Below are 21853 nucleotides of genomic sequence, written 5' to 3'. Positions count from 1 at the left end.
AGACCTCCAACTGAACAACGGGAGGTCTCATCCTTTTATACCACTGCTCACCAAAGATTTCACAAAAAGATCTTGCAGTGCAAAAAACAGTACGAGTGTTGGAGCCAAAGCTATAACGGTTCCTGCCATTATGATGCCCCAGTTGTTTGAAGACTCCGCGTTGATGATCATATTTATCGCAACTTGAACGGTTTTCATCTTGTCTTCCATTGCAACAATCAGTGGCCATAGGTACATGTTCCATGCGTAAGTAAAGTTTATTATTGCAGCACCTGCAATGATCGGTCTTGAAAGAGGTAGTATAACCTTCACAAAATACTGCATAGAGGTCGCTCCGTCTATTCTTGCGGCATCTTCAAAATCCTTTGGAATAGTTTTGAAATGTTGCTGCATCAGAAAGGTGTTTGTTGCGCTTGCCATGAATGGTACTGTCATCGCCCAGTAAGTGTTAGTCCAGCCAAACCGCGAGACGATCTTGAACAACGGCACAATTAAAACTATCTCAGCGGGGATGAAGAGTGTGGCAAACAAAATGTAAAAGGTTATCTTTGAGCCTCTGAACTGAAAATTGGCATACGCATAGCCAGAAAGGGCGCCGGTAAACAATTTGCCCAGAGTTATCAAAATGGCAATTATTGCACTGTTGAGAATCATTCTTGCAAAGGGGACTATCCTAAAAGCGTCAAGATAGTTCTTTAGATAAACGCCCGCAGGAAAGAACTTTGGCGGGTAAGAAAAAACAAACTCAGGTGGCTGAATACTCATGAAAACAGCCAACAGAATAGGAGCAAAGATCAGCAAGCTTGATAAAATCAAAAGTATTTCAACCACATATGTCTTGATTTTATTCTTTGTAGATCTCTTCACGGTACCACCTCATTGATAGTGAACACGTCTTTGTCCATAGACAAAGTAAATGATTGTGACGATCATCATGGCGGCAAAAAGTACGACATTCTCTGCCGAAGCCAAGCCTGTCTTTTGAAATCTAAAGCCATCCATGAACAATTTGTAGATCATGTTGGTCGTGTACCCACCAGGACCTCCTTTTGTCATGACATCGATGATCGCAAAGGACTGAAAGGTTGAAGAAATAACACTCATGATAACAAGATAAAAGGTTATCGGAGAAACCAATGGAAAGAGTATTTTCCAGACACGTGTCCAGGAATTTGCACCATCTATGATACTTGCCTCGATCACTTCTGAAGAAATACTCTGTAGAGCTGCCAAGTAAAAGATGATATTGAAAGGCAGGGTTTTCCATATCGAGGCAAAGATCAAGGAATAAGCGGCAAAAGGCCTGGTTGTCAACCACTGGGTTTGTATACCGAAGAAGATTCGCATGAGATAATTCACGTGCCCCACAACGGGGTTCAAAAGAAATCCCCATAAAGCACCGGCTACTGCGTGAGACACAGCATAAGGTGCAAAGATCAAGGTTCTGTAAATCCTCGAACCTGGGACCTCTTGATCAAGTAACAAAGCCAAAAAGAAAGACAGAAAGATCGACACGATGACAGTTGTTGTCGTGTAAACGAGTGTGAAGTTCACTGCCATAAGGTAATCTTTATCACTCAGCAAAGAAAGATAATTCTGAAAACCGATGAAGATCCTTCTATTCCCAAAAACCGATACTTTGAAAAAACTCGAATAGAAAGAATCGTATGCAGGCAAGTAAATAAAGATCACTATAACCAAATAAGTTGGTATCAAGAGCAAATACGGTAACAACTTTCTGCGCACTAAGCCACCTCCAAAGGCGGCTCAGAAGAGCCGCCCTTTTCTGAGTACTCAGAAGTATTCCTTTATAGCTTTGTTTGCGTTCTTTTCTGCCTCATCGAGTGCTTGTTTTGGCGTTAAGGTCCCCGAGATCATCTTTTCTACAGCTGTCTCTATCGCGTCTCTGACCTCTGGGAAAGCACCTATAATAGCCCCGTTTGTGTTGTAATTCTGAACACTTGTGAGTAATTGCAGAATGGCGGTCAGATGGTGTGTATTGTTCTTATAATAACCCTGGACTTGAAGCTTCTGTATAGCATCTACCCTGATTGGGAAATAACCCGTTGCTTGATGCCAAATGATCTGTGGTTCGGGCTCAGCAAGGTATTTTACGAGTTTCCATGCCGCCTCGACTTCTGCTTGGTTTTTCTGTTTTATAATCCACAGACTTCCTCCACCGATCACAGCACCACCGCGCGCTGCACCATCGGGCAACGGTAGGAAGGCAGTACCAAGTTCAAAACCTTGCTTTGTAGATTCAGTTATCAGAAGCGCAACATCAGAAGTTGACGAAATCAACATACCAACGGTTTGCGAGATGAATAGTTGTCTTGCTGCTGTCCAGTCTGCGCGTTTTGTGTTGATCATCAGCCCTTCCTTAGTAAGGGTGTTCCAAAGGTTCAAGAAATTCAATGCGGCCTGATTGTTGAAGACCACTTTGGTTGCTTTGGCTGTCCTTCCATTGTTGTTGTCAACGAGCGCTTGATTTTGAAGTGCCATGTACTCTTCGAAGAACCAAGCATACAAGGGCCAAGTAATTCCAGTTCTGATGACATTGCCCTTGTCATCTTTTTTCACCAATTTCCGACAGGCATCGATCAATTCCATGTAGGTTTTGGGGGGATTGTCAGGATCGAGTCCCACTTCTTTGAAGAGAGTCTTGTTGTAATAGAGTAAAGGAGTCGAGCTATTCCAAGGCATCGAATAGAGTTTTCCGCTGATTCTGTAGTAATTTAAGACCTGAGGAAGGAACAGTCCAACATCAAAAGATGGGTCCTTATCAATCAGATCTTGAACAGGCACTATGACCCCGCTGTCGACCATCTTTTGTGTACTTATCTCGTTTAGTTGCACGACGTGTGGTGGGGTACCTGCCTGAACTGCCGCAACGGTTTTTGCCAGTATTTCTTCGTAACTGCCAACGTACTGTACCTCGACTTCAACTTCAGGGTTCAGCTTCATGAATTCATTCACCATGTTCTGAATGACTTCAATGCGCCAACCGCCCATCGCATGCCAGAACTGGATCTTGACCTTTGCGAAAGACACAACTGTCATCAAAATCAACAGCAAAACAGTTACCTTTTTCACCTCATCCACCTCCTTATGGGTATTCAGATTTTCCCGCAAAGATTCAAAAATGCTGTTAAATCTTTTTAAGGTGACTTGAAGCTACGTCATTTCGAGTTGTTCAAATTACTCTCAGGCAAGCCAAGTTTTTCCAAAACAAAGAAGCTTTATTAGCAAGAATGTTTGCCGGAGTTAGAGAGTCTTGTCATCGCTTTCTGAGTTAGAAGCAAAAAACCATACCCCAACATGGGATATGGTTTTCTCCAAGTCTCCACCACATCCACACGGTGTTCTTGATTTTTTAATTATTATATCACACTTGTACTCATAATGTCAATATGTTTATCATATGTTGACAATATCTCGTGATTTTTCACAATCCATTTGGAATAGAAAAAGGGCGAGGTTTAACCTCGCCCTTATACATTTCAACGATTTCACATCTTGACAGTCTCAAGCGTTGAGGATTTCTTCTTCGATCTGTCTACGTAAGTTGTGTGCAGTAGTTCATGAGACACATGACTGAGTGGGTGTTCTAAGAATTCTTCGTACAGCTTCTTGATGGACGGATTTTCGTGTGATTTTCTTATTGTACTTCGTTCGTCTATGGTATAGATGGCTTGCATTCTTTTTGTCAAAACGTCTTTGTCCAGACTCTTGGGTTGTCCACCGCCACCTATACACCCTGTTGGACAAGCCATTATCTCGACAAAATCGTAATACACTTCTCTTGAAGCAATCTTATCAAGCAATTTTCGAACATTTGCACCACCGTGTGCGACTGCTACTCTCAGTGGCTTTCCGTCAAAGTCAATTGTCGCTTCTTTGATACCCTCAAAACCACGAACGTTGTTGAATTCGATCTTTGGTAGTGGTTTGCCCAATCCCAGTTCATACGCTGTTCTCAGTGCCGCTTCCATCACACCACCGGTGACTCCAAAGATTGCAGCAGCACCCGTCGATTCACCGAGTGGATTATCGTATTCTTCATCTGGCAGAGATGCATACGGTATTTTCTTCGTCTTTATAAGTTTGCCGAGTTCACGAGTTGTCAAAACTATATCAACACCAGGCATTTCTTCCACCATGTGTTGTGGTCTTGTTATGTCATCCTTCTTTGCCGTGCACGGCATGATAGAAACGACCAAAATTTTCTCTGGATCGATGCCTTTTTTCTTTGCGAAATATGTTTTCACAAGAGGCCCGAGCATCTGATGGGGAGATTTACACGATGAGAGATTTTTCAAAAACTGTGGATACAGTTTTTCCGCCAAGTTTATCCAAGCTGGGCAACAAGAAGTGAACATGGGGAATGGTCCACCCTTTTTGAGTCTTTCCAAGAATTCAGAACCTTCCTCCATGATTGTGAGGTCTGCTGCGAAATTCGTGTCGAAGACATAATCAAAGCCAAGTCTTCTCAAAGCGGCAACCATCTTTCCTGTAGAGATGCTTCCTGGTTCAAGACCGAATTCTTCTCCGATAGCTACCCTTGTTGCTGGTGCTGTTTGGACTACGAGTACTTTGTCGTGTCTTTCCAGTTCTTCAAGAACTTTTCTTACATTGCTGTTTTCTGTGATTGCACCAACGGGACAAAACGCCGAACACTGCCCACAGGCAATACAATCTGTTTCATAAAGTGGCATTTCAAAGGCTGTTTGAGGTAGTGTTTCAAAGCCCCTGTCAACCATTGAGTAGATATCCATGCCTTGGAGTTCGGAACAAGCCCTGACGCATCTGCCGCACAAAACACATTTTTCAAGGTCTCTCACGACTGCTGGTGAACTGTTGTCGTAAATGGCACTGATTCTCTCTTCAGTGGGAAACGCATCTTTGACATCGTAGCGATAGATGAGATCTTGAAACTCACATCTGCCATTTGCCTCGCAGGTCATGCAGTCCTTCGGGTGTCTGGAGAGCAGCAGAGAAAGGTTAAATTTCACTGCCTTTTCGACTCTATCTGTCTTTGTTCGAATTTTCATACCATCTTGTACCTTTGTTGCGCAAGCTGGTTGCAGGTTTCTTGCTCCTTCTACCTCCACGACACAGACACGACATGCACCTGTGGGCTCAAGTCTTGGATGGTTACAAAGAGTTGGGACGTAAACACCTGCCAGATTGCAAGCTTCTACTATCGAAGACGTTGAAGGTACTTCGTACTTTCTTCCGTTGATCTCAACAACTACGTTAGCCACAATGAACCCTCCTCGCGAGCAGTTTGTTAAAGGATTCACATATATTATAACACAAAGAGGCATCCAATTGGATGCCTCTTCACTCAATGAGCTCCAACGATCTGCTTCTCAAGTTGCTCTTTCGCTATTTTCACATACTCGACAAAGGCATTCGGGTCATTCACGGCGAGTTCTGCAAGCATTTTTCTGTTAACTTGCACATTTGCCAGCTTCAAACCGTGTATGAGCTGGTTATACTTTAATCCATGCTGTCGCGCTGCGATGTTTATCCTGGTAATCCACAGACTTCTGTAATCTCTTTTCTTGATCTTTCTTCCGACGAACGCGTACCATCTTGCTCTATAATAGTGTTGCTTCGCAAGTTTATATCTTCTGCTTATTGCTCCTCTATATCCCTTTGCCGCTTTCAAAAATTTCTCTCTTCTTTTCTTCTTCGCATGCAACGATCTCTTGATTCTCATATTCTGTTTCCTCCTCTCATCTCAAAGCGAGCAATTTCTTGATCCTTTTTTCGTCGCCTTTCCTCAAAACATCTTTCTTTCGCAAAACTCTTAGCGCAGATCTTTTCCTCTTTCCCGTTGTATGCCTGGTTCGAGCGTGATTGTAAAGGACCTTGCCGTTCTTTGTCACTCTGAATCTTTTTGCAGCTGTCTTGCTGACCTTCATTTTAGTTTTTGCCATGAACAAGACCCTCCTTCAAGTATTCTTGGGCTTTAGTTGCATCCACATGTCTCTTCCCTCGAGCTTAGCCTCAGCCTCGACAATGGCTATGTCGTTCACATCGTTTGCAACTTTATCGAGAATCTGTTTTCCTCTGTCTGCGAAGGCAATCTCTCTTCCTCTGAACATGATCGTAACCTTGACTTTGTCTCCATCCTCGAGAAATCTTCTGATGTGCTTCAACTTAGTTTGGTAATCATGTTCATCGATTTTAAGCCGAAATTTCATCTGCTTGATTTCCTGTTGTTTTTGTCTTTTCTTTGCTTCTTTTTGTCTTTTCGACACCTGATACAAGTATTTTCCGAAGTCCATGATCTTTGCCACAGGTGGATCGCTGTTTGGTGATACGAGTACCAAATCTAGTCCTTGTCTTCTCGCAGTTTCAATCGCTTCTCTGGTTGGTAGTACACCGATCTGTTTCCCATCAGAATCTATTACCCTGACTTTGGGATGTTTGATTTGTTCATTTTTCAACATGACCTGTTCCTTTTCTATACTCCCGACCTCCCTATGAGAAATGGCGGGCAAAAAGCCCGCCTCCCGAATTGGATTCGACCAATTTACTGAACCCCTTCGACTGCGTCTTGGGGTGGGAAGCGAAGCTTCCGCTTTGCTGGTGGGCCGTGCAGGATTCGAACCTGCGACCCCCTGATTAAGAGTCAGGTGCTCTACCTGCTGAGCTAACGGCCCGATCTGTCTGGTGCCCCTGGGAGGAATCGAACCTCCATTTACGGATTAGGAATCCGCCGTTCTATCCTTTGAACTACAGGGGCACCGCTTTTTCATTTTATCATTTCGCATTGCGGTTGTCAACACTGTCGAAGAAATCTTATCGTCAGATCAAAAATGAAAAACCCGGGGAACCCCCGGGTTCACAAAGATCGATTCTCATTACTCTTCCTTCCACAGGTGATAGTAATCCTCGCCAGACCTCATAGCGTTGTGGAACCAACCTTTCACCCAGCTTCTCCTGACACTGAAGCCCATGCCTTCGTACAGAGGAACACCAAGGATATTCTTAATTGCGAATGCCTGGACTTGCTCGTAGAGCTTCTGCCTCACTGCTGGATCTGGATGTGTAGCAGCTTCTTCAATTATCTCATTGCAGCTGCGGCCTCCAAGATCTGGGTTTGGTGTTGAGACGAACTTCTTGAAGTTTTCACCTTGAGCGAAACCGTATGTTCCGGCTGAGTGATAGTATGTCTGTATAAAGTTGTGTGGGTCTGGATAATCTGCATGCCATCCTATGATAAATGCAGGCAGATAACCATTTTTGTAAGAAGTCAGATATGTTGGCCATTGCTCACCGCGAACTTCGATTTTGAATTTCGGGTTGATCATTTCGACGTATGTCTTTATCATTTCTGCAACTGTTCTTCTGACTTCATTACCAGTGTTGTACAGCAACGTCAATTTGAATCCTTTCTTCCAAACTTCTCCATTCCATGCCTTCTTGAACTCTTCTGTCGCCTTGGCTATACTGAACTGATAGAGTGGGAAGTTAGGATTGTATCCGATCAAACCTGCTGGCAGGTCAGTCGGTATTCTCTTGCCAAGTCCTCTGAGTACGTCCTTTATAACAGCATCGTAGTTGATGACGTATGCAAAAGCCTTTCTCAGATGTTCATCAGAGAAGAAATCAGGTGGTATACCTTCACCGTCGAGCTTACCAGAACCTATGTATTTACTATCTGGCCTGACATTCCAGTTGAAGTGCAGTGAGTGAACTGTGAGTGTTGAGAATGGTTTTTCTACCACAATGCCTTGAGCATTTTCGATTTGTGGCAGATACAGTGTTGGTACTGCTGCTATATCTGCATCGCCCTTCTCGAGCATGGCTTTCATCGTTGACCATTCACCGACGTTCCAAATGATCACTTTCTTGACCTTTGCTGGACCTCTCCAGTATTGATCAAATCTTTCAAGTGTCACTCTCTGCTGTGCTCTGTCCCACTCGACTACTTTGAACGGACCTGTACCATTCGTTTTTGCGTACAGTGGGGACTTTTCTTTTGGTAGATCATGGTATCTCCACCAGCTGTCTGGTTTGCCATCCCAACAACCCTGTGCGATTGACCATTCTTTGTTCAGGATGGAGCTCCAGTAGCCATAATGACAAATTATGGATAGGAATGGACCAAATGGTCTTGGCATTCGGAAGACCACGTTATCTCCATCAACTTCAATAGCTGGGTCAATGTAGTCTGTGTAGATCTTGATTAAGGTATCTTTGTACTGTGGCAGTGGCTCACCGGTGTTAGAATCGATCATATCGCTGTAAGCTTTACCTGCAATTTTTTCAACGAACTCTTCAAGTGAGTAGACTTCAAAGAGAGCTTCCCACATCATCCACATTGGTCCGCCAGCTGGGTCGAACAAAAGACCTCTCTCAAAGCTGTATTCGACATCTTCTGGCTTGAGTTCAGCACCGTTGTGGAACTTTACGCCTTTTCTGATCGGGAACACAAATGTCTTACCATCGTCCTTGATGAGACCGTTTTCCAGAGTAGGTACCGCCGTGGCAAGTCTTGGTTCATATTCTGTGAGGCTGGAACCTTTGTACTGAATGAGACACTCGTAGACCTCGTTCAAAACTTCACCACTTGCAGTGTCATATGCAAAGTGTGGGTCAAAGGTGTCTGGCTCGCCGGCAAGGTTTAGCTTCACGATAGTGTCTGGATTCTTCACTTCTGCGAATGCCAGCAAAGCTGCCAGAATCAAAAAGAGCGCCAAAAACTTTCTCATCTTCATACCCCCTTGTGATAGGTTTTTCACAACACAAGTATACACCCACTTGAATGAGAATTTCAAGAGAACAGTTTTTGTTGTGGTATTCTATTGAGAAAGGGAGGTTAGAGAGTGATAGCTTTTCTGACAGATTGGTCGTTGAAGAGTTACTATGTAGGTGTCGCAAAGGCAGTTATGAAAAGGATAAACCCAAACGTGGACATCATTGATATCACGCATGATATCAAGCCTTTCGATGTGAGAATGGCTGCCCATGTTCTTCTTAGGGCATCTGCGGATTTCCCGGAGGGTACGATTTTCGTTGCTGTTGTCGATTACGGAGTTGGAACGGCTCGAAAAAGTATCTGCATGAGAACGAAGAACGAGCAGTTCTATGTGGGTCCTGACAATGGCATCTTCACATACGTTGCCCTCCTGTATGGAGTGAAGCAAGTGAGAGAATTGGACAACAAATCCTATCATTACGGATCTTCGAATACCTTTCATGGTCGAGATATCTTTGCTGCAGTGGCCGCACATCTGTCAAGCGGTGTGGCTTTCGAGAAGATAGGCAATGTCCTTCCAAACTACATTGTTTTGCCGGTGAAGATCGCGCAAATTGAAGGAGAGTCAGTTTTGGGAGAAGTGGCTTTCTGTGATGGTTTTGGAAATGTTGAGACAAATATACCAGCCGCTTTTGTGAAGAACCTTGGTTGGGATATCGATGACACTATTGTGCTGAATGACACCTTTCAACTGAGCTATGTCAGGGCTTATGGTGATGTAGAGAAGGGTAAGGCACTCGTTCACATAGACAGTTCTGGGTATCTTGAAATATCGATAAATCAGGGTTCTGCAGCTGAAGTTTTCAACTTAGAAGAAGGAGCTCAAATAAAACTCAGGAGGAGAAAACTTGAGACTAATCGTAGGTCATAAAAACCCAGACTTTGATTGTTTTGCTTCGTGTATAGCGGCTAAGAAACTCTTTCCAGATCACACTGTTCTGCTGAGCGGTATTCCCCAACAGAATCTTGCTCAGTATCTCTCGATATATGAGGAGAGATACCCTTTTCTCACCGAAAGAGATCTTTCAGAGGAGGTTGTTGATTCGCTGATCGTAGTTGACACGGCTTCGAAAGAAAGGTTGGGCGAGAGAGTTCAGATGATTCTGGAGAAGGTTTCTGAGTTGAGAGTGTTTGATCATCATCCTGACATTAAGGAAATATCGATAAAAGGTGAGAGAAAAATAGAGAATGTCGGCGCAACGGTTACTCTGTTGCTCGAAGAGATCAGAAAGAGAAACATTCAAATTGATTCGATTGAGGCAACACTTTTTGCGATTGCGATATACGAAGACACCGGCAATTTGCTCTATACAACTACAACCGTTCGCGACATAGAGGCAATCAAATATCTGTTCCAGAATGGTGCAAATTTGATCGAAGTCTCTGATTTCATAAAGTATGATCTCAATTATGACCAAAAGATGATTTTTGAATCGCTGATATCAAATCTTGAGACCTTACAGATAGATGGAGTCACGGTGAATGTGAGTGTTGCTGAAACCGACAAGTTTGTGGGCGGGCTCAATGCGGTGACCAGCAAACTTTGGTATCTTGAAGGTGTAGAGACGTTGATCTGTATCATAAGAACTGGGAAGAAAACTCATGTTATCGGTAGAACATCGTCTAATGATGTTGATATCGGTGGTCTGATTTCAGAGCTGGGTGGCGGAGGTCATCGAAAAGCGGCAAGCTGTACGCTCAACACACAAGACCTTTCAGAGGTTAAAAGAATCGTCTTGGAATCGTTGAGGAAATATCTCAACACCGGGTTGTGCGCGAAAGATATGATGTCTTTCCCTGTCAGGGTAGCTTATGCCGAAATGACTACAGGTGAAGTCAACAAAATAATGGAGAGAACAGGACACAATGGAATGCCGGTGATTGAGGGAAACAAATTAGTTGGCATTGTGACAAAGAAGGCTGTAGACAGGGCTATGAATCATGGTTTGCAGAATGCGCCAGTAAGATCGATAATGTCAAGCAAACTTGTCGTTGTTTCACCAGAGACGCCCTTGAGCAAGGTTAGGCAGCTTATGATCGAAAACGATATAGGTAGAATACCAGTTATTGATCACGGCATACTCGTTGGAATAATCACGAGAACCGATATCATGAGAGCGAGTTTTTCCGATGCAGTTAAGCGCTTGCCAAGAAAGACAGTTCATGAGAGTACTCAGATAATTTTTTCAGATGTGAGAGAGCTTTTGATAAGCAATCTCCCAAAACGAGTTACAGATCTGCTGCGCACACTTGGGAGGTTTGGTGATGAGATCAAGTTGCCTGTCTACATAGTGGGCGGTTTCGTACGCGACTTGCTCATGGGTAATCCAAATTACGACATGGATATAGTTGTTGAAAGAGATGGACTGGCTTTTGCAGAGTACGCGGCAACTCAACTTGGTGCGAAATTAGTCAAGTATGAAAAATTTCTCACGGCTTCTTTGTTTTTCAAAGATGGTTTCAGGATCGATGTAGCCACAGCACGAACGGAGTACTACGAATCTCCAACGGAACTACCGCAGGTTGAAGTTAGTACGATAAAGAAGGATCTTTATCGAAGAGACTTCACGATAAACGCTATGGCGATAAAACTCAACACACAGAGTTTTGGTACTTTGATAGATTTCTTCGGTGCGAAGAGGGATTTGGAGAGCAAATTGATAAGGTGCCTTCACACGCTCAGTTTTGTGGAAGACCCAACCAGAATTCTTAGGGCGGTGAGATTTGAAACCCGCTTTGGTTTCAAAATAGAACTCCAGACAAGTCAATTGATGCTACAAGCTGTGCAACAAGGTTATTTGGAAAGGGTGACGGGTCAGAGACTCAGACAAGAGTTCGAAAAGATTCTCAATGAGAAAGATCCTCCTGTCGCGCTGAAGAGACTCTCTGAATTTGAGGTCATAAAGAGAATGTTCCCAGGTGTTTTCTACACGTCTGCGATGGAAGAGAAGCTCAGGTCAGCCTTCTATTTCATTCCATGGGCTGAAGATTTTTTTGGCTCGATCGACAGGTTTTACGTCGTTATGTTCGTGTTTCTGGAATACCACGGTGATACGGCTCTTGATCAGATCAAGGAAAGATATGGTCTTTCGAATTCATTCATCACTGAACTCAAGTTGGTGAGAAAGATGATCGTACCTTTATCTAAGATAGTCTCTTCGAGATTGAACTTCTCTGACATCCACAAGATTTCAAAAGACTTCACACCTGAGGCTTACTGCTATCTCAGTTCATATCTCGATATGGAGTCTCAAGCTTATCTGAAAGAGTTTCTCCAAAGAAAGAAAGCAACGAAGACAAAGATCGATGGACATTCTCTTGTGAAGAACTTTGGTTTGAAAGCTGGAAGGATCGTCGGTGAAATACTTGAAGAGCTGTTCTGTGCAAAACTTGATGGTATCATCACCGACGATCAGGAAGAGGAATTCGTCAAGAAATTCATCAACGAGAAAACTTCCTCAAAAGCTCTTGAACGATGAAATTGGCGACATCGCTCGGTGTAGTGCCAGCACCGAAACCAGCATCATACCCGAGTTCTAGAGCGAGTTCGTGTGTGATCCTTGGACCACCGACGATCACCAACAAATCTTCTCTCAAACCTTCTGCATAGAGAAGATCCATTAACTCTGTAAGGTGTCTGATATGGATGTTTCTCTGGGTAACAACCTGGGAAACGAGGACTACATCTGCTTGAACCTCACGTGCCTTTTTCACGAGTTCAATCGGAGGAACTTGGGCACCCATGTTGTAAACCTTGAAGGCATGATATCTTTCTAAACCGTAGTCGCCGTGGAAACCTTTCATGTTCAGAATTGAATCGAGTCCAACCGTGTGTGCGTCTGTTCCAACGGTTGCACCAACCACAACTATCTGTCTGTTGAACTCTCTTTTCACTAGATCATCCAGTTGCTCACGTGTCATCTTCTTGAACTTGGGTGCGACGATCTTTATCGCTGAAGCATCCACAGAGATTGTCGTTTTCGCATAGACGACAAAAAAGGTGAAGTTTTCTCCCATGTCCTCCATTGTTGCCACAGTGACATCTTGGAAGCCCAATTTCTCACAAAAGTGCTTGGCTACCTCACGTGCAAGTGGACCACATTCCAATGGAATGGTGAAAGAAAGCTGTACAGCTCCATCTCCCATCTGGTCTCCATAAGGTCTAATGCTCCTCAGATCTATCATCCTTTCACCCCCAGTCGCCTTTCCAGCTCTTCTTGTATGGGATTACAGTAATTTTCGGACTTCTTGAAAACACCTTCAAGTCCTTTTCCGGCATCTCTTCTTCGAGATATATCGGCAAACTGACCTTCTTCTATTGCCTTGAGAAGCCCAACTTCTCTTGTGTGTTCAAGCAATTTGACAGCCTCTTTGAGTACCTCGTTCGCGCGTCTCTCTATGAAACCATCTTCTTTGAAGAGAATTTCTCCGCCAAGATGGCGCGCATTGTTAAAGACATAGTTAGCGTTGACCAAGGCGAGATATCTGTCCTGCAGATATGGTGTGTGAATTGCTTCAGTGAGAATGCCAAGCAGTTGTATGCCCTGACCGGTCATCACCGAAACCAGATTGTACAGAGTTTCCACGGCATAGCCTTTGAATATATTTCCAGTCATGAATTTCGTCGGTGGCATGTACTTAATGGGGTAGTCTGGGAAGAGCTCTCTTGTAAGCATCGCGTGTGCTATTTCATAGAGCAAACCATCTTCAATATCCGGATTTATCTCGAAGGCATGCCCAAGTCCCATCAATGCAGGTTTCATTCCAGCCTTAAGTGCGAACTGTTCGTTGATCAACTGAGAGGCTGTAACAGTATGTGCCTTTTCTATGGCGTCTGATGTTGTCAAATAGTTGTCTTCTCCGGTGTTTATCGTTATCCCCGCGAAAGCACACAACAATCTGGAGGTGTACTGATCTGTGAAGGTTCTGATCATGTTTATATCCCTGAACAGAATGCCGTACATCGCATCGTTCAAAAGTATGTCGAGTCCCTCCAGGGAAGCAATAGCGGCAATTTCTGGCATACACAAACCCGAAGCGTAATTCACTTGTCTGATGTACCTACCGACTTTCTTAGCTATTTCATCAAGTGCTTGCCTCATTATTCTGAAATTCTCCTGTGTTGCATAGGTTCCACCATAACCTTCGGTGGTTGCACCGTACGGTACGTAATCGAGCAAACTCTGCGCCGTCGATCTTATAACGGCGATGATATCTGCACCTTGATTTACGGCAGATCTTGCCTGCGCCACATCTTCATAGATATTTCCAGTTGCAACGATGAGGTATTTGTAAGGTTGAGGTGGATCGCCCAGTTCCTCAAGAAGGCTCTCTCTTTCTTGACTCTTCCTTTCTATACTGTCGAGTGCCTCTGCTGAGATTTCTCTCATCATTTGTGAGATCTTCTCCTCTGGTGCGCGGGGTAAAGATCTCAGGTCCAGACCATCTACAATTGCTTCACATACGGTTTGGACATCTTTGTCTAATACGATCATCGCGTTTGTGATTGTTCTTGCCGCGCCATCTTCGAGCATATGCCATTCTTTGAGCTTGTCGACCACTGAATTCACAATGGGTATTTGATCGTCTGTGACTCCGTCGACTCCAAAAAGCCTGAGAACCGTTCTCTCGATGGAGACAGTTGAATGTTGTTGGATCATTTCCTGAATTTCATCGGTGATCTCTTTTGCAAGCTCTCTCGCATAATCGACAACCTTCTTATCCAACTTGATTCTCGGGCGATCCATGTACACACCTCCATGAAAATCGTACCACATCGCGCGTAAACAACAGTTTTATCACGTTGAGGTTGCAAAAAAACATCTCTTGACTTTGAACAACCGAACCGTGTTGACAACTTAGCAGAGATGTTTTATCATACATGAAATTCTCAAATGAGGAGGTGTTCTGATGGCAGAAAGTATCGCGTTAACCAATGCAGTTATCATCGATGGTACTGGTAAGGAGCCATTCAAAGGAACTGTTTTTATTCAAGACAGCAAGATAGTGGAGATCACTGAAGGGAGTTTCACGCCTACACAGCATGATTTCAAGGTTATTGATCTTCGAGATGCATTTCTTATTCCAGGTCTGATCGATGCTCATCTACATTTAACGGGTTTTAGAAGTGGAGATCTTTTGAAAGAATCGCTTTTGGTACCTTATGAAGTTCTTGTTGCAAGAGTTGTCAAAGACTTGGAGGCTTTGATCTGCTCGGGGTTTACAAGCATAGGAGATGCTGGAGGATCTATTGCCGTGGGTGTCAAGAAGGCTGTCGAAGAGAAAACCATCTTGGGTCCAAGGATATCGGCTGCTGGTCACACTCTCTCGCAAACCTTTGGTCATGGCGATGAACATTATCTGCCGATACAGTACGTCGATCCCAGAGAATCGAGGTTCAAAAGTTCTCTTGGTGCTCTCATCTGCGACGGCGTAGAAGAGTGTCAGAAGGCTGCCAGATACGCACTCAGATGTGGTGCTGATTTCATAAAGGTTTCAGCAACTGGTGGCGTTCTCTCTGAAAAAGATAGGCCAGAGTACACACAGTTCACTATCGAGGAGCTCAAAGCGATAGTCCAAGAGGCAAAACACGCCAAAAGATTTGTTCACGCACATGCTCAAGGAACAGAAGGAATAAAGAACTCGCTCTTGGCTGGTGTGAAGGTGATAGCTCATGCGATTTTCATCGATCAAGAATGCTGTGATCTTGCAAAGGAAAAAGATGCAATAGTCGTGCCAACTCTTTCTATAGTCGAACACATCATGAGATATGGAAAGCAGATCGGTATACCGGAGTGGGGCTTACAGAAATGTGAGCAAGTCTACAAAATACACATCGAGAACATAAAGCTGGCTTACAAATCTGGTGTAAAACTTGCAACAGGTACTGACTTCCTTGGAGGTACAAACGCTTTCAAACATGGACAAAATGCGCTGGAAATCGTGTTGTTTGTAGAGAAAATAGGTATGAGCCCTATGGAGGCGATCGTTGCCGCAACCAAGAATGCCGCCCAGGCTGTGGGCTTTTCTGAGATCACTGGTACTATCGAGGCAGGCAAGATGGCTGACATTGTCGTTCTAAAGGAAAATCCTCTTGAAAACGTTAGAACTCTTATGGAACCATCGAATATACTCATGGTTTTGAAAGAAGGTGCCGTTGTTAAAGATTTGCTGAAGTGTTCTATGAAATAAACTCTTGAATATCACCGATCAAATTCTTTGGTGATATTTTCTGTAGGTGATCCCACAGTTGTTGGTCTTTCAACGTTATAATAGCTATGGCTTTCAAGATGAACGGCTTTGCTCCTTTGAGCTGTTCATCTTGATATGCCTTCACAAGACAATCCAACGCTTTTGCTGTCGGAATATGAGAAAGTGCCATGGCAACTTGCTCGGCGAGTTCAGTTCTGTATTCGTCTTCCAGCATCAAATAGGACAGAATGTCGATGACCTTTTCCCCATCTCCTAATTTCGCAAGTGCTTCGTATATTACTATCTGCGCGTTTTCATAATCGTACTTGTTGAGCAACTGGTAGAGATCTTTTTTTATGCTTTTTTCTCCCATGTCGGAGAGGATATCCACTAGGTAAAGGGTCAGCACATCGTTCTTAGTCGATTCAGCCAGTTTTTCTCTGAACTTCTTCAGCAGTATTTGTTTAGCTTCATCTCCGAATCTGTGAATCGTTTGTAGAACGATTTCTCTGACTTCTTCGTTCTCGTCGGTGAGTAGTTCCAAAAGTTTGGGAATCGCCTGTGCTCCTTTTTCTTGAACGATTCTCTCTATCAGTGATTGATATTCTTCTACTGCCACCTCACCACACCACCTTTTTCGACGATCAGCTTTCTTTCAAAGTAATCTGCAAATTGCTGATCATGTGTGACGAATCCAATCACTTTGTTGAGTTTCTCCATTTGTTTCAAGGCGTTCGCTATGCGCAATTTGTTCTCCTCGTCCAATGATGAGAAACCTTCGTCTATGAAAAAGGCCTCCATTTGCCCTGCTGTGGTCTCGGCAATCGATATTGCCAAAGCGAGTGAAACTATAGTTTTTTCACCACCGGACAGACCACTTGCATCTCTTTCTATGCCTCCATCGGTTATGACAAAACCGTTCTCATTGACTCGGATCTTGAATCTGCCATCGGTGATGGTATCGAGAATATCGTTGGCTCTTACTCTGATTTCATCAAGGACTATGTTGGTGACAAATGATTGAAACTCTCTCGCCGAAAGAGTTTCCTTGACTGCTTGGGCGATTCGATACTCTGCATCAATCGATTTGTACTCTTTTTCGAGTATCAGTTTTTGTTCTTCAATGACTTTCAACTCTTGCAGTACATGTTCCAGCACAGCCTTCTGTTTGAGATTTTCTTCTCTTTCTTTCTTGAGCTGCTCCAATTCGATTGACAGTTTCTTGTATTCTTTTTCACACATTTCAAAATCCATTTTCACCGCTTCTCGCAGTTGGCTTAGTTTTTCTACGTTTCTTTCAATTTCCAGCTCTATCTTTTGAAGAATCTGTACAGCGCCTTCTTGTGGTGGTTGTTTTGCACGATATATCTCAAATTCTACAGGAGTAAAACCTATCTGCTTCAGTTTTTCGTGGAACTCTTTTTCTGCCTCAATTAAATTCTTACTGATTTGTTCCAACTCACTTGAGATTTGATGCTCTTCTTTACTGAGCTCTTCGATTCTCTTTGAAGACTGCTCGGTGAGTTCTTCGAGTTTCGAAACTTTGGATTGAATTTCAGTTCTTTGTTGTAAGGTCTTTTCTATCTTCATTGAGACATCCTGTATCTTGTTTCTGAGTGAACTCTCAAAGCCCAGTTTCGTAAGCTGTTCTTTGATTGATTCAATCTTTTGTGTTTTCGCCAAGAGGTCTTTTTCTGTCTGGTTCGCACGCGCCAATGTTTTCTCCTTTTGTTCAAGAAGGGACTTGGTCTCCAGTTCTGCTTGCTGTATCTGTTTTTGGACTTTTTCCATACTTTCTTTTAGTTGTTGATATCTCCGTGCATCACCTTCGACTTTGTCTATGTAGATCTTTCGAAAAGTACTCCCACACACTGGGCATCTATCACCATCTTGAAGGTTCTGAGCTATTTCGTGAGCCATCCACAATAAGCTCTTTTCTTTTACCGAATCAAATTCATCCTCTAACTTTCGAATCTCAGCACCTTGTTTCTGTAGTATTTGCTGCTTCTCAGTCAGTTGTCGGTCGAACTGGGACAGACTATCATGTAATTCATTTTTCTCTCTTTCCAAAAACACAACCGCTGTTTCGAGTTGGCTCAGTTCGTTGATTAAAGGCTCACTCTGCAGTTCGATCTTATGGAATCTCTCTCTATCTGTGTAAAGGATACTCAATTGCCTTTCAAGTTCGTTTTGCTTTTCGCGCAGCTTCTTGAGTTCACCTTGGGCTTGAAGGAGACCACTTCTGTAAAGCTCCATCTGTTGTGTTGATTTCTTCTTCTCTTTTTGCAGGTAATCGACTTTTTCGCGAAGATTTGCCAAAATCTGAAACTCTCCATTCAGAGATCTCGCAAGACTTATCTTTTTTTCTTCTTCTGCCGCTTCAATGAGTTTCAATCTCTCTGCTTTCAAAGTTGTCAGAGTATTTTCAATTTGTTTGATCTGTTCCCACAATTGCCTTTCTTGTTCTACTACCTTCACTGCTTCTTGCTTAGACTCGATCTCTTTGTAGAGTTGGCTGAGTCTGTTGTTGAGAAATGCAATTTTTTCTGCTGAAACCTGTTGTGATAGTTTGTCAGACCTATCTCTGAGATCTGACAATCTTGCTTGTCTTTTTTCACTTTCTGCATGAAGGTTTTTCACCAGTTCATTGACCTTTTCCTGGACAACTCTCAGCACCTTTTTTGGAAAAAGTATGTCGAAAACTATGTCGTTGATCTCTGATCTCTTTGCCGTGAGCAAGTATGTTGCTCTGCCCTGTGGCAAGAAAAAGGTAGCAATGAAACTGTCATAAGAGGTGTCGAAAATTCTTTGCAGTTCTTTATCCACATTACTCCTTTGGGTTGCAACCACAGAGTCGTTTTCAATCAGTAAGGCCTCTGTACCTCCAGAGCTCTTCACACGTCGGAGTACTTCATACTTCTTGCCGTTTCTGAGAAAACAGAACCTAACCTGGCAGTCCGATCTACCCGAGTGCAGGTAATCAGCAGGGCTTTTCCTTCCATATCTGACACCAGTTCCATACAGAGCGAAAACGATTGCTTCGAGCAAGGAAGACTTACCTGCCCCGTTCTGACCCAGGATGAGAAAAACACCTTCTTTGAAGTCCACTTTGCAATCTTCAATCCCCAGAAAGTTTCTTATCTCAATACTGATTGGTCTGATCTTCTTCAACCTCCTTGAGAATCTTCTTCACCAGATCAACCATCAAGACTTCGGTTTCACCGAATCTACCCTTCACATACTTATCATACAGTTGCAGAATATCCACCTTTTCTCTTGTTACAATGCTTGGTTGTTGACTTTGCCTTTCACTTTTCTTGAACTGCACTTTCACAACACATTCGAAGTTTTCCATCAAATACCTGCGTACTTCATCTGATGGATGGCTGTCGAATATCACGCGAGCATAACCGTCAAAACTCTTGAGTTCTTTAGTCAACGATCTGAGAGCGTCTTCAGAATAATCCAGCACAGAGAAGGTTTTCAAAGACTTTCTCGGTGTGTTTATCTGATGAACTCTTACCCTGTCCTTTTCGAACTCCACGACGATAGCACCCTTGTTGTCTTTTTCCTCTCCGAAGTCGAGTGCTATTGGTGATCCTGCATAGCAAGTCAGCGGTGATTGCTGCACAACAGACCTGTTGTGTATGTGACCGAGTGCAACGTAATTCAAACCAGTGGGAATCACGGATTTCTTTATCTGTACACCTATGGAACTCTCTTCATCAGATTCGATCAATCCTTCGATTAAGAGATGTCCAGCAAGTATGTTGATCTTCGTTTCATCTATTTGATTACGGACTTGTACTAAGAAGTTGTTCAGATACTCCCCGGCAGCAGCTAAGGGATCATCCTTCATCCCGAGCAGTCTCTGAGGATCGACATAGGGCAAGAAGAAGATCTTTATCTTCTCCAGAGTGACTTGATCTGGGCGGTCAACCACGAAAAGATTCTTCACCGGTAAGTTGTTCCATGTCTTAAGTCCTTGCCAGTCGTGGTTGCCCATCACGAGAAAGGTTGGAGCGATTCTTGCGAAAGAAGAGACGATCTCTGAAAGTACATTCAAAACCTCGATTCTCGGAGCATTCTTTTTGTGTAATACGTCCCCTGTGATCAAAACAACTTCAACCTTTTCTTTTTCTGCTATCTCCACAAGGTGAGAAAGAGAATTCTTTGTCTCTTCAAGCCTGTCCACCGCTCTTGAACCCATCCAAGATTCCAAACCCAAGTGCCAATCAGAGGTGTGCAAGATTTTCATGATCCTCCACCAGCTTTGAAAACGTTTTCTTCTGATGGGAAGGTACGACTGCGCACCTCGAGAGCATATTTCTGTACAGCTTCTAATGATGTCTGATAGAGATTTGCATATCTCTTTGCGAATTTCGGAAGAAAGCTTGGGTTCAAACCGAGCAGATCATGCAGTACCAGAACTTGTCCATCACAGTATCGGCCAGAACCTATACCGATCGTCGGTACAGTTAGATTTTCCGTAATTCTCTTTGCCGTTTCCTCGACTACCATTTCCAGTACTATCGAAAATACACCAGCCTTTTCTATTGCCTTTGCTTCTTCAAGGAGGTATTCTGCGCTTTTCTCAGTCTTACCTTGCACTTTATAGCCACCAAAGAGATTCACCGATTGGGGAGTCAAGCCAAGATGCCCCATGACCGGTATGCCGGCTTTTACCAATCTCTCTATCAGAGGTGCATAGAAGGAACCTCCTTCGAGTTTCACAGCGTTTGCGCCAGCTTCCTTCAAGAATCTTCCAGCATTTTTCACAGCTTCATCGTGAGAGCATTGATAGGACAGAAAAGGCATATCTGCAATGATAAAAGCTTCAGGTGCTCCGCGCCTAACGGCTTGAGTGTGACGTATCATATCCTCCATCGTTGCAGCTAAGGTATCTGAGTAACCAAGAACGTTGTTTGCAACAGAATCACCGACCAGTATTGCATCTACACCAGCTTGGTGAACGATATTGGCAAAAGGAGCATCATAAGCAGTGATCAAGACGATCTGTTCTTTACCTTTCATCGACATGAATTTCTGAACGTTCATCTTCTCACCCCTTTACTGATATCTCTTAGGAGATCTACGAAAATTCTGTAAATTTCTCGATACTCTGGAAATGATTTCTCGAAAAGAACTCCTTCCGCTTCTACGACTGCCCAGTCACCTCTTGCAACTGGTCCAGTGAGAGAATCCTCAACACCAAGTCTTGAGATATTCTCAACTGTATTCAGCATCAACTGAGGTATGATCTTCTCAAAACCTTCTATTCGATGAAGCTCATAGATCTTCTTTGCAAGGTACGCAAGTCCGACACCGAAATTCGATGCTACCACTGCAGCGAGATGATAAGCGCCTTTTGCACCTTGAGGAATTTCAATCCAGCATCCGGATATCTTCTTCACCATTTCTCTTGCGAGAGAAAGACCTTTTTCATTGCCCTCTATGCCAAAACAACAACCTTTGATCATTTTGAAAGCCACTTCTTCATCTGCAAAGGCAAGATTAGGATGGATCGAACCTCTTCCTGTTGCGCCTTCGAAAACCTCTGAAGAGAAAAATCCACTGAAGTGATAGATCAGTGCATCTACATCTATTTTACTCTTAAGTTGCTGATAGACATACCTGATGACGCTGTCTGGAACAGCTATGAAAACGATATCTTTCAAGACAAACTCATCTTCGTAATTCACTGGAGTTCCTGCACCAAGTTTTTGCACGAAGGAAATGGCTCTTTCCTTAGAGCGCGAAATGACATAACCAACTGAGAAGTCATTATCTTCGATCAAAGTTTTGCAAAGAACTAATGCAACCTTACTCGTGCCTGCGATGTTTATGACCATACAGATCCACCATTTTAATTAAACCACATAATGA

Annotated in this window: 18 protein-coding genes and 2 tRNA genes; 3 read left to right on the top strand and 17 right to left on the bottom strand. The window is 43.4% G+C overall.

The window, feature by feature from the left end:
- Positions 1-27: 27 nt before the first annotated feature.
- The 10 genes from ACSFC1_RS08140 to ACSFC1_RS08095 all read right to left on the bottom strand — a co-directional run bounded on the left by ACSFC1_RS08140 (position 28) and on the right by ACSFC1_RS08095 (position 8729).
- Positions 28-867, bottom strand: a complete 840-nt coding sequence (locus tag ACSFC1_RS08140) for a carbohydrate ABC transporter permease (protein ID WP_435565602.1) — start codon at positions 865-867, stop codon at positions 28-30.
- 9 nt (positions 868-876) lie between these two features.
- Positions 877-1746, bottom strand: a complete 870-nt coding sequence (locus ACSFC1_RS08135) for a carbohydrate ABC transporter permease (protein WP_435565601.1) — start codon at positions 1744-1746, stop codon at positions 877-879.
- Between the two features lie 48 nt (positions 1747-1794).
- On the bottom strand, positions 1795-3093 hold the full coding sequence (locus ACSFC1_RS08130; RefSeq protein ID WP_435565600.1) for an ABC transporter substrate-binding protein: 1299 nt from the start codon (positions 3091-3093) through the stop codon (positions 1795-1797).
- A 416-nt stretch (positions 3094-3509) separates the two neighbouring features.
- On the bottom strand, positions 3510-5264 hold the full coding sequence (locus ACSFC1_RS08125; RefSeq protein WP_435565599.1) for an NADH-dependent [FeFe] hydrogenase, group A6: 1755 nt from the start codon (positions 5262-5264) through the stop codon (positions 3510-3512).
- Between the two features lie 83 nt (positions 5265-5347).
- Positions 5348-5725 (bottom strand): 50S ribosomal protein L20, encoded by a 378-nt coding sequence (rplT, locus tag ACSFC1_RS08120; protein WP_435565598.1) that lies wholly within the window; start codon positions 5723-5725, stop codon positions 5348-5350.
- A gap of 16 nt (positions 5726-5741) precedes the next feature.
- Complete coding sequence (rpmI, locus tag ACSFC1_RS08115; RefSeq protein WP_435565597.1) at positions 5742-5945, bottom strand: 50S ribosomal protein L35; 204 nt, start codon at positions 5943-5945, stop codon at positions 5742-5744.
- Between the two features lie 15 nt (positions 5946-5960).
- Positions 5961-6512, bottom strand: a complete 552-nt coding sequence (infC, locus tag ACSFC1_RS08110) for a translation initiation factor IF-3 (RefSeq protein WP_435565596.1) — start codon at positions 6510-6512, stop codon at positions 5961-5963.
- A gap of 86 nt (positions 6513-6598) precedes the next feature.
- Positions 6599-6674, bottom strand: a tRNA-Lys gene (locus ACSFC1_RS08105).
- 8 nt (positions 6675-6682) lie between these two features.
- Positions 6683-6757 (bottom strand) — tRNA-Arg (locus tag ACSFC1_RS08100).
- Between the two features lie 118 nt (positions 6758-6875).
- Complete coding sequence (locus ACSFC1_RS08095) at positions 6876-8729, bottom strand: ABC transporter substrate-binding protein (RefSeq protein ID WP_435565595.1); 1854 nt, start codon at positions 8727-8729, stop codon at positions 6876-6878.
- Positions 8730-8843: 114 nt separating this feature from the next.
- On the opposite strand from ACSFC1_RS08095, the gene ACSFC1_RS08090 reads away from it, so the two are divergent.
- Positions 8844-9647, top strand: coding sequence for an SAM hydrolase/SAM-dependent halogenase family protein (locus tag ACSFC1_RS08090; protein ID WP_435565594.1), 804 nt, complete (start codon positions 8844-8846; stop codon positions 9645-9647).
- Positions 9625-12255: a CBS domain-containing protein gene (locus tag ACSFC1_RS08085; RefSeq protein WP_435565593.1), complete on the top strand. Its 2631-nt coding sequence runs from the start codon at positions 9625-9627 to the stop codon at positions 12253-12255. The genes ACSFC1_RS08090 and ACSFC1_RS08085 overlap by 23 nt, the downstream gene beginning before the upstream one ends.
- On the opposite strand, the gene ACSFC1_RS08080 is transcribed toward ACSFC1_RS08085, so the two are convergent.
- The gene (locus tag ACSFC1_RS08080) at positions 12218-12961 is read right to left on the bottom strand and encodes an OAM dimerization domain-containing protein (protein WP_435565592.1); all 744 of its coding nucleotides are present in this window, start codon (positions 12959-12961) and stop codon (positions 12218-12220) included. The two genes, ACSFC1_RS08085 and ACSFC1_RS08080, sit on opposite strands and share 38 nt — an antisense overlap.
- Complete coding sequence (locus tag ACSFC1_RS08075) at positions 12958-14523, bottom strand: lysine 5,6-aminomutase subunit alpha (protein ID WP_435565591.1); 1566 nt, start codon at positions 14521-14523, stop codon at positions 12958-12960. The genes ACSFC1_RS08080 and ACSFC1_RS08075 overlap by 4 nt, the downstream gene beginning before the upstream one ends.
- 163 nt (positions 14524-14686) lie before the next feature.
- Here ACSFC1_RS08075 and ACSFC1_RS08070 point away from each other — a divergent pair, with 163 nt between their 5' ends.
- Positions 14687-15967, top strand: a complete 1281-nt coding sequence (locus tag ACSFC1_RS08070; protein WP_435565590.1) for an amidohydrolase family protein — start codon at positions 14687-14689, stop codon at positions 15965-15967.
- Here the strand turns inward: ACSFC1_RS08070 and ACSFC1_RS08065 are convergent.
- Genes ACSFC1_RS08065 through ACSFC1_RS08045 form a run of 5 tightly spaced genes read right to left on the bottom strand, consistent with a single transcriptional unit; the run spans position 15957 to position 21819 of the window.
- Positions 15957-16586, bottom strand: a complete 630-nt coding sequence (locus ACSFC1_RS08065) for a HEAT repeat domain-containing protein (protein WP_435565589.1) — start codon at positions 16584-16586, stop codon at positions 15957-15959. The two genes, ACSFC1_RS08070 and ACSFC1_RS08065, sit on opposite strands and share 11 nt — an antisense overlap.
- A complete protein-coding gene (locus tag ACSFC1_RS08060; protein ID WP_435565588.1) occupies positions 16577-19138 on the bottom strand; it encodes an AAA family ATPase in 2562 nt (853 codons plus the stop codon). Before ACSFC1_RS08060 ends, ACSFC1_RS08065 begins: the two co-directional genes overlap by 10 nt.
- A complete protein-coding gene (locus ACSFC1_RS08055; protein WP_435565587.1) occupies positions 19110-20225 on the bottom strand; it encodes a metallophosphoesterase family protein in 1116 nt (371 codons plus the stop codon). Before ACSFC1_RS08055 ends, ACSFC1_RS08060 begins: the two co-directional genes overlap by 29 nt.
- The gene (gene panB / locus ACSFC1_RS08050) at positions 20222-21025 is read right to left on the bottom strand and encodes a 3-methyl-2-oxobutanoate hydroxymethyltransferase (RefSeq protein ID WP_435565586.1); all 804 of its coding nucleotides are present in this window, start codon (positions 21023-21025) and stop codon (positions 20222-20224) included. The genes ACSFC1_RS08055 and panB overlap by 4 nt, the downstream gene beginning before the upstream one ends.
- Entirely contained in the window at positions 21022-21819 is a 798-nt protein-coding gene (locus ACSFC1_RS08045; protein ID WP_435565585.1) for a Rossmann-like and DUF2520 domain-containing protein, read from the bottom strand. Before ACSFC1_RS08045 ends, panB begins: the two co-directional genes overlap by 4 nt.
- Positions 21820-21853: the final 34 nt, after the last annotated feature.

Source organism: Pseudothermotoga sp. U03pept, assembly GCF_051235805.1.
Lineage (GTDB): Bacteria > Thermotogota > Thermotogae > Thermotogales > DSM-5069 > Pseudothermotoga_B.
The sequence above is the reverse complement of the archived record's forward strand: the minus strand, read 5'-3'. Positions and strand labels throughout refer to the sequence as shown.

What these genes read in the sequence shown, in the direction of transcription:
- rplT (WP_435565598.1), bottom strand. Translation starts at nt 5,725, where the DNA reads ATGAGAATCAAGAGATCGTTGCATGCGAAGAAGAAAAGAAGAGAGAAA.
- rpmI (WP_435565597.1), bottom strand. Translation starts at nt 5,945, where the DNA reads ATGGCAAAAACTAAAATGAAGGTCAGCAAGACAGCTGCAAAAAGATTC.
- ACSFC1_RS08095 (WP_435565595.1), bottom strand. Translation starts at nt 8,729, where the DNA reads ATGAGAAAGTTTTTGGCGCTCTTTTTGATTCTGGCAGCTTTGCTGGCA.
- ACSFC1_RS08080 (WP_435565592.1), bottom strand. Translation starts at nt 12,961, where the DNA reads ATGATAGATCTGAGGAGCATTAGACCTTATGGAGACCAGATGGGAGAT.
- ACSFC1_RS08075 (WP_435565591.1), bottom strand. Translation starts at nt 14,523, where the DNA reads ATGGATCGCCCGAGAATCAAGTTGGATAAGAAGGTTGTCGATTATGCG.
- ACSFC1_RS08070 (WP_435565590.1), top strand. Translation starts at nt 14,687, where the DNA reads ATGGCAGAAAGTATCGCGTTAACCAATGCAGTTATCATCGATGGTACT.
- ACSFC1_RS08055 (WP_435565587.1), bottom strand. Translation starts at nt 20,225, where the DNA reads ATGAAAATCTTGCACACCTCTGATTGGCACTTGGGTTTGGAATCTTGG.
- panB (WP_435565586.1), bottom strand. Translation starts at nt 21,025, where the DNA reads ATGAACGTTCAGAAATTCATGTCGATGAAAGGTAAAGAACAGATCGTC.
- ACSFC1_RS08045 (WP_435565585.1), bottom strand. Translation starts at nt 21,819, where the DNA reads ATGGTCATAAACATCGCAGGCACGAGTAAGGTTGCATTAGTTCTTTGC.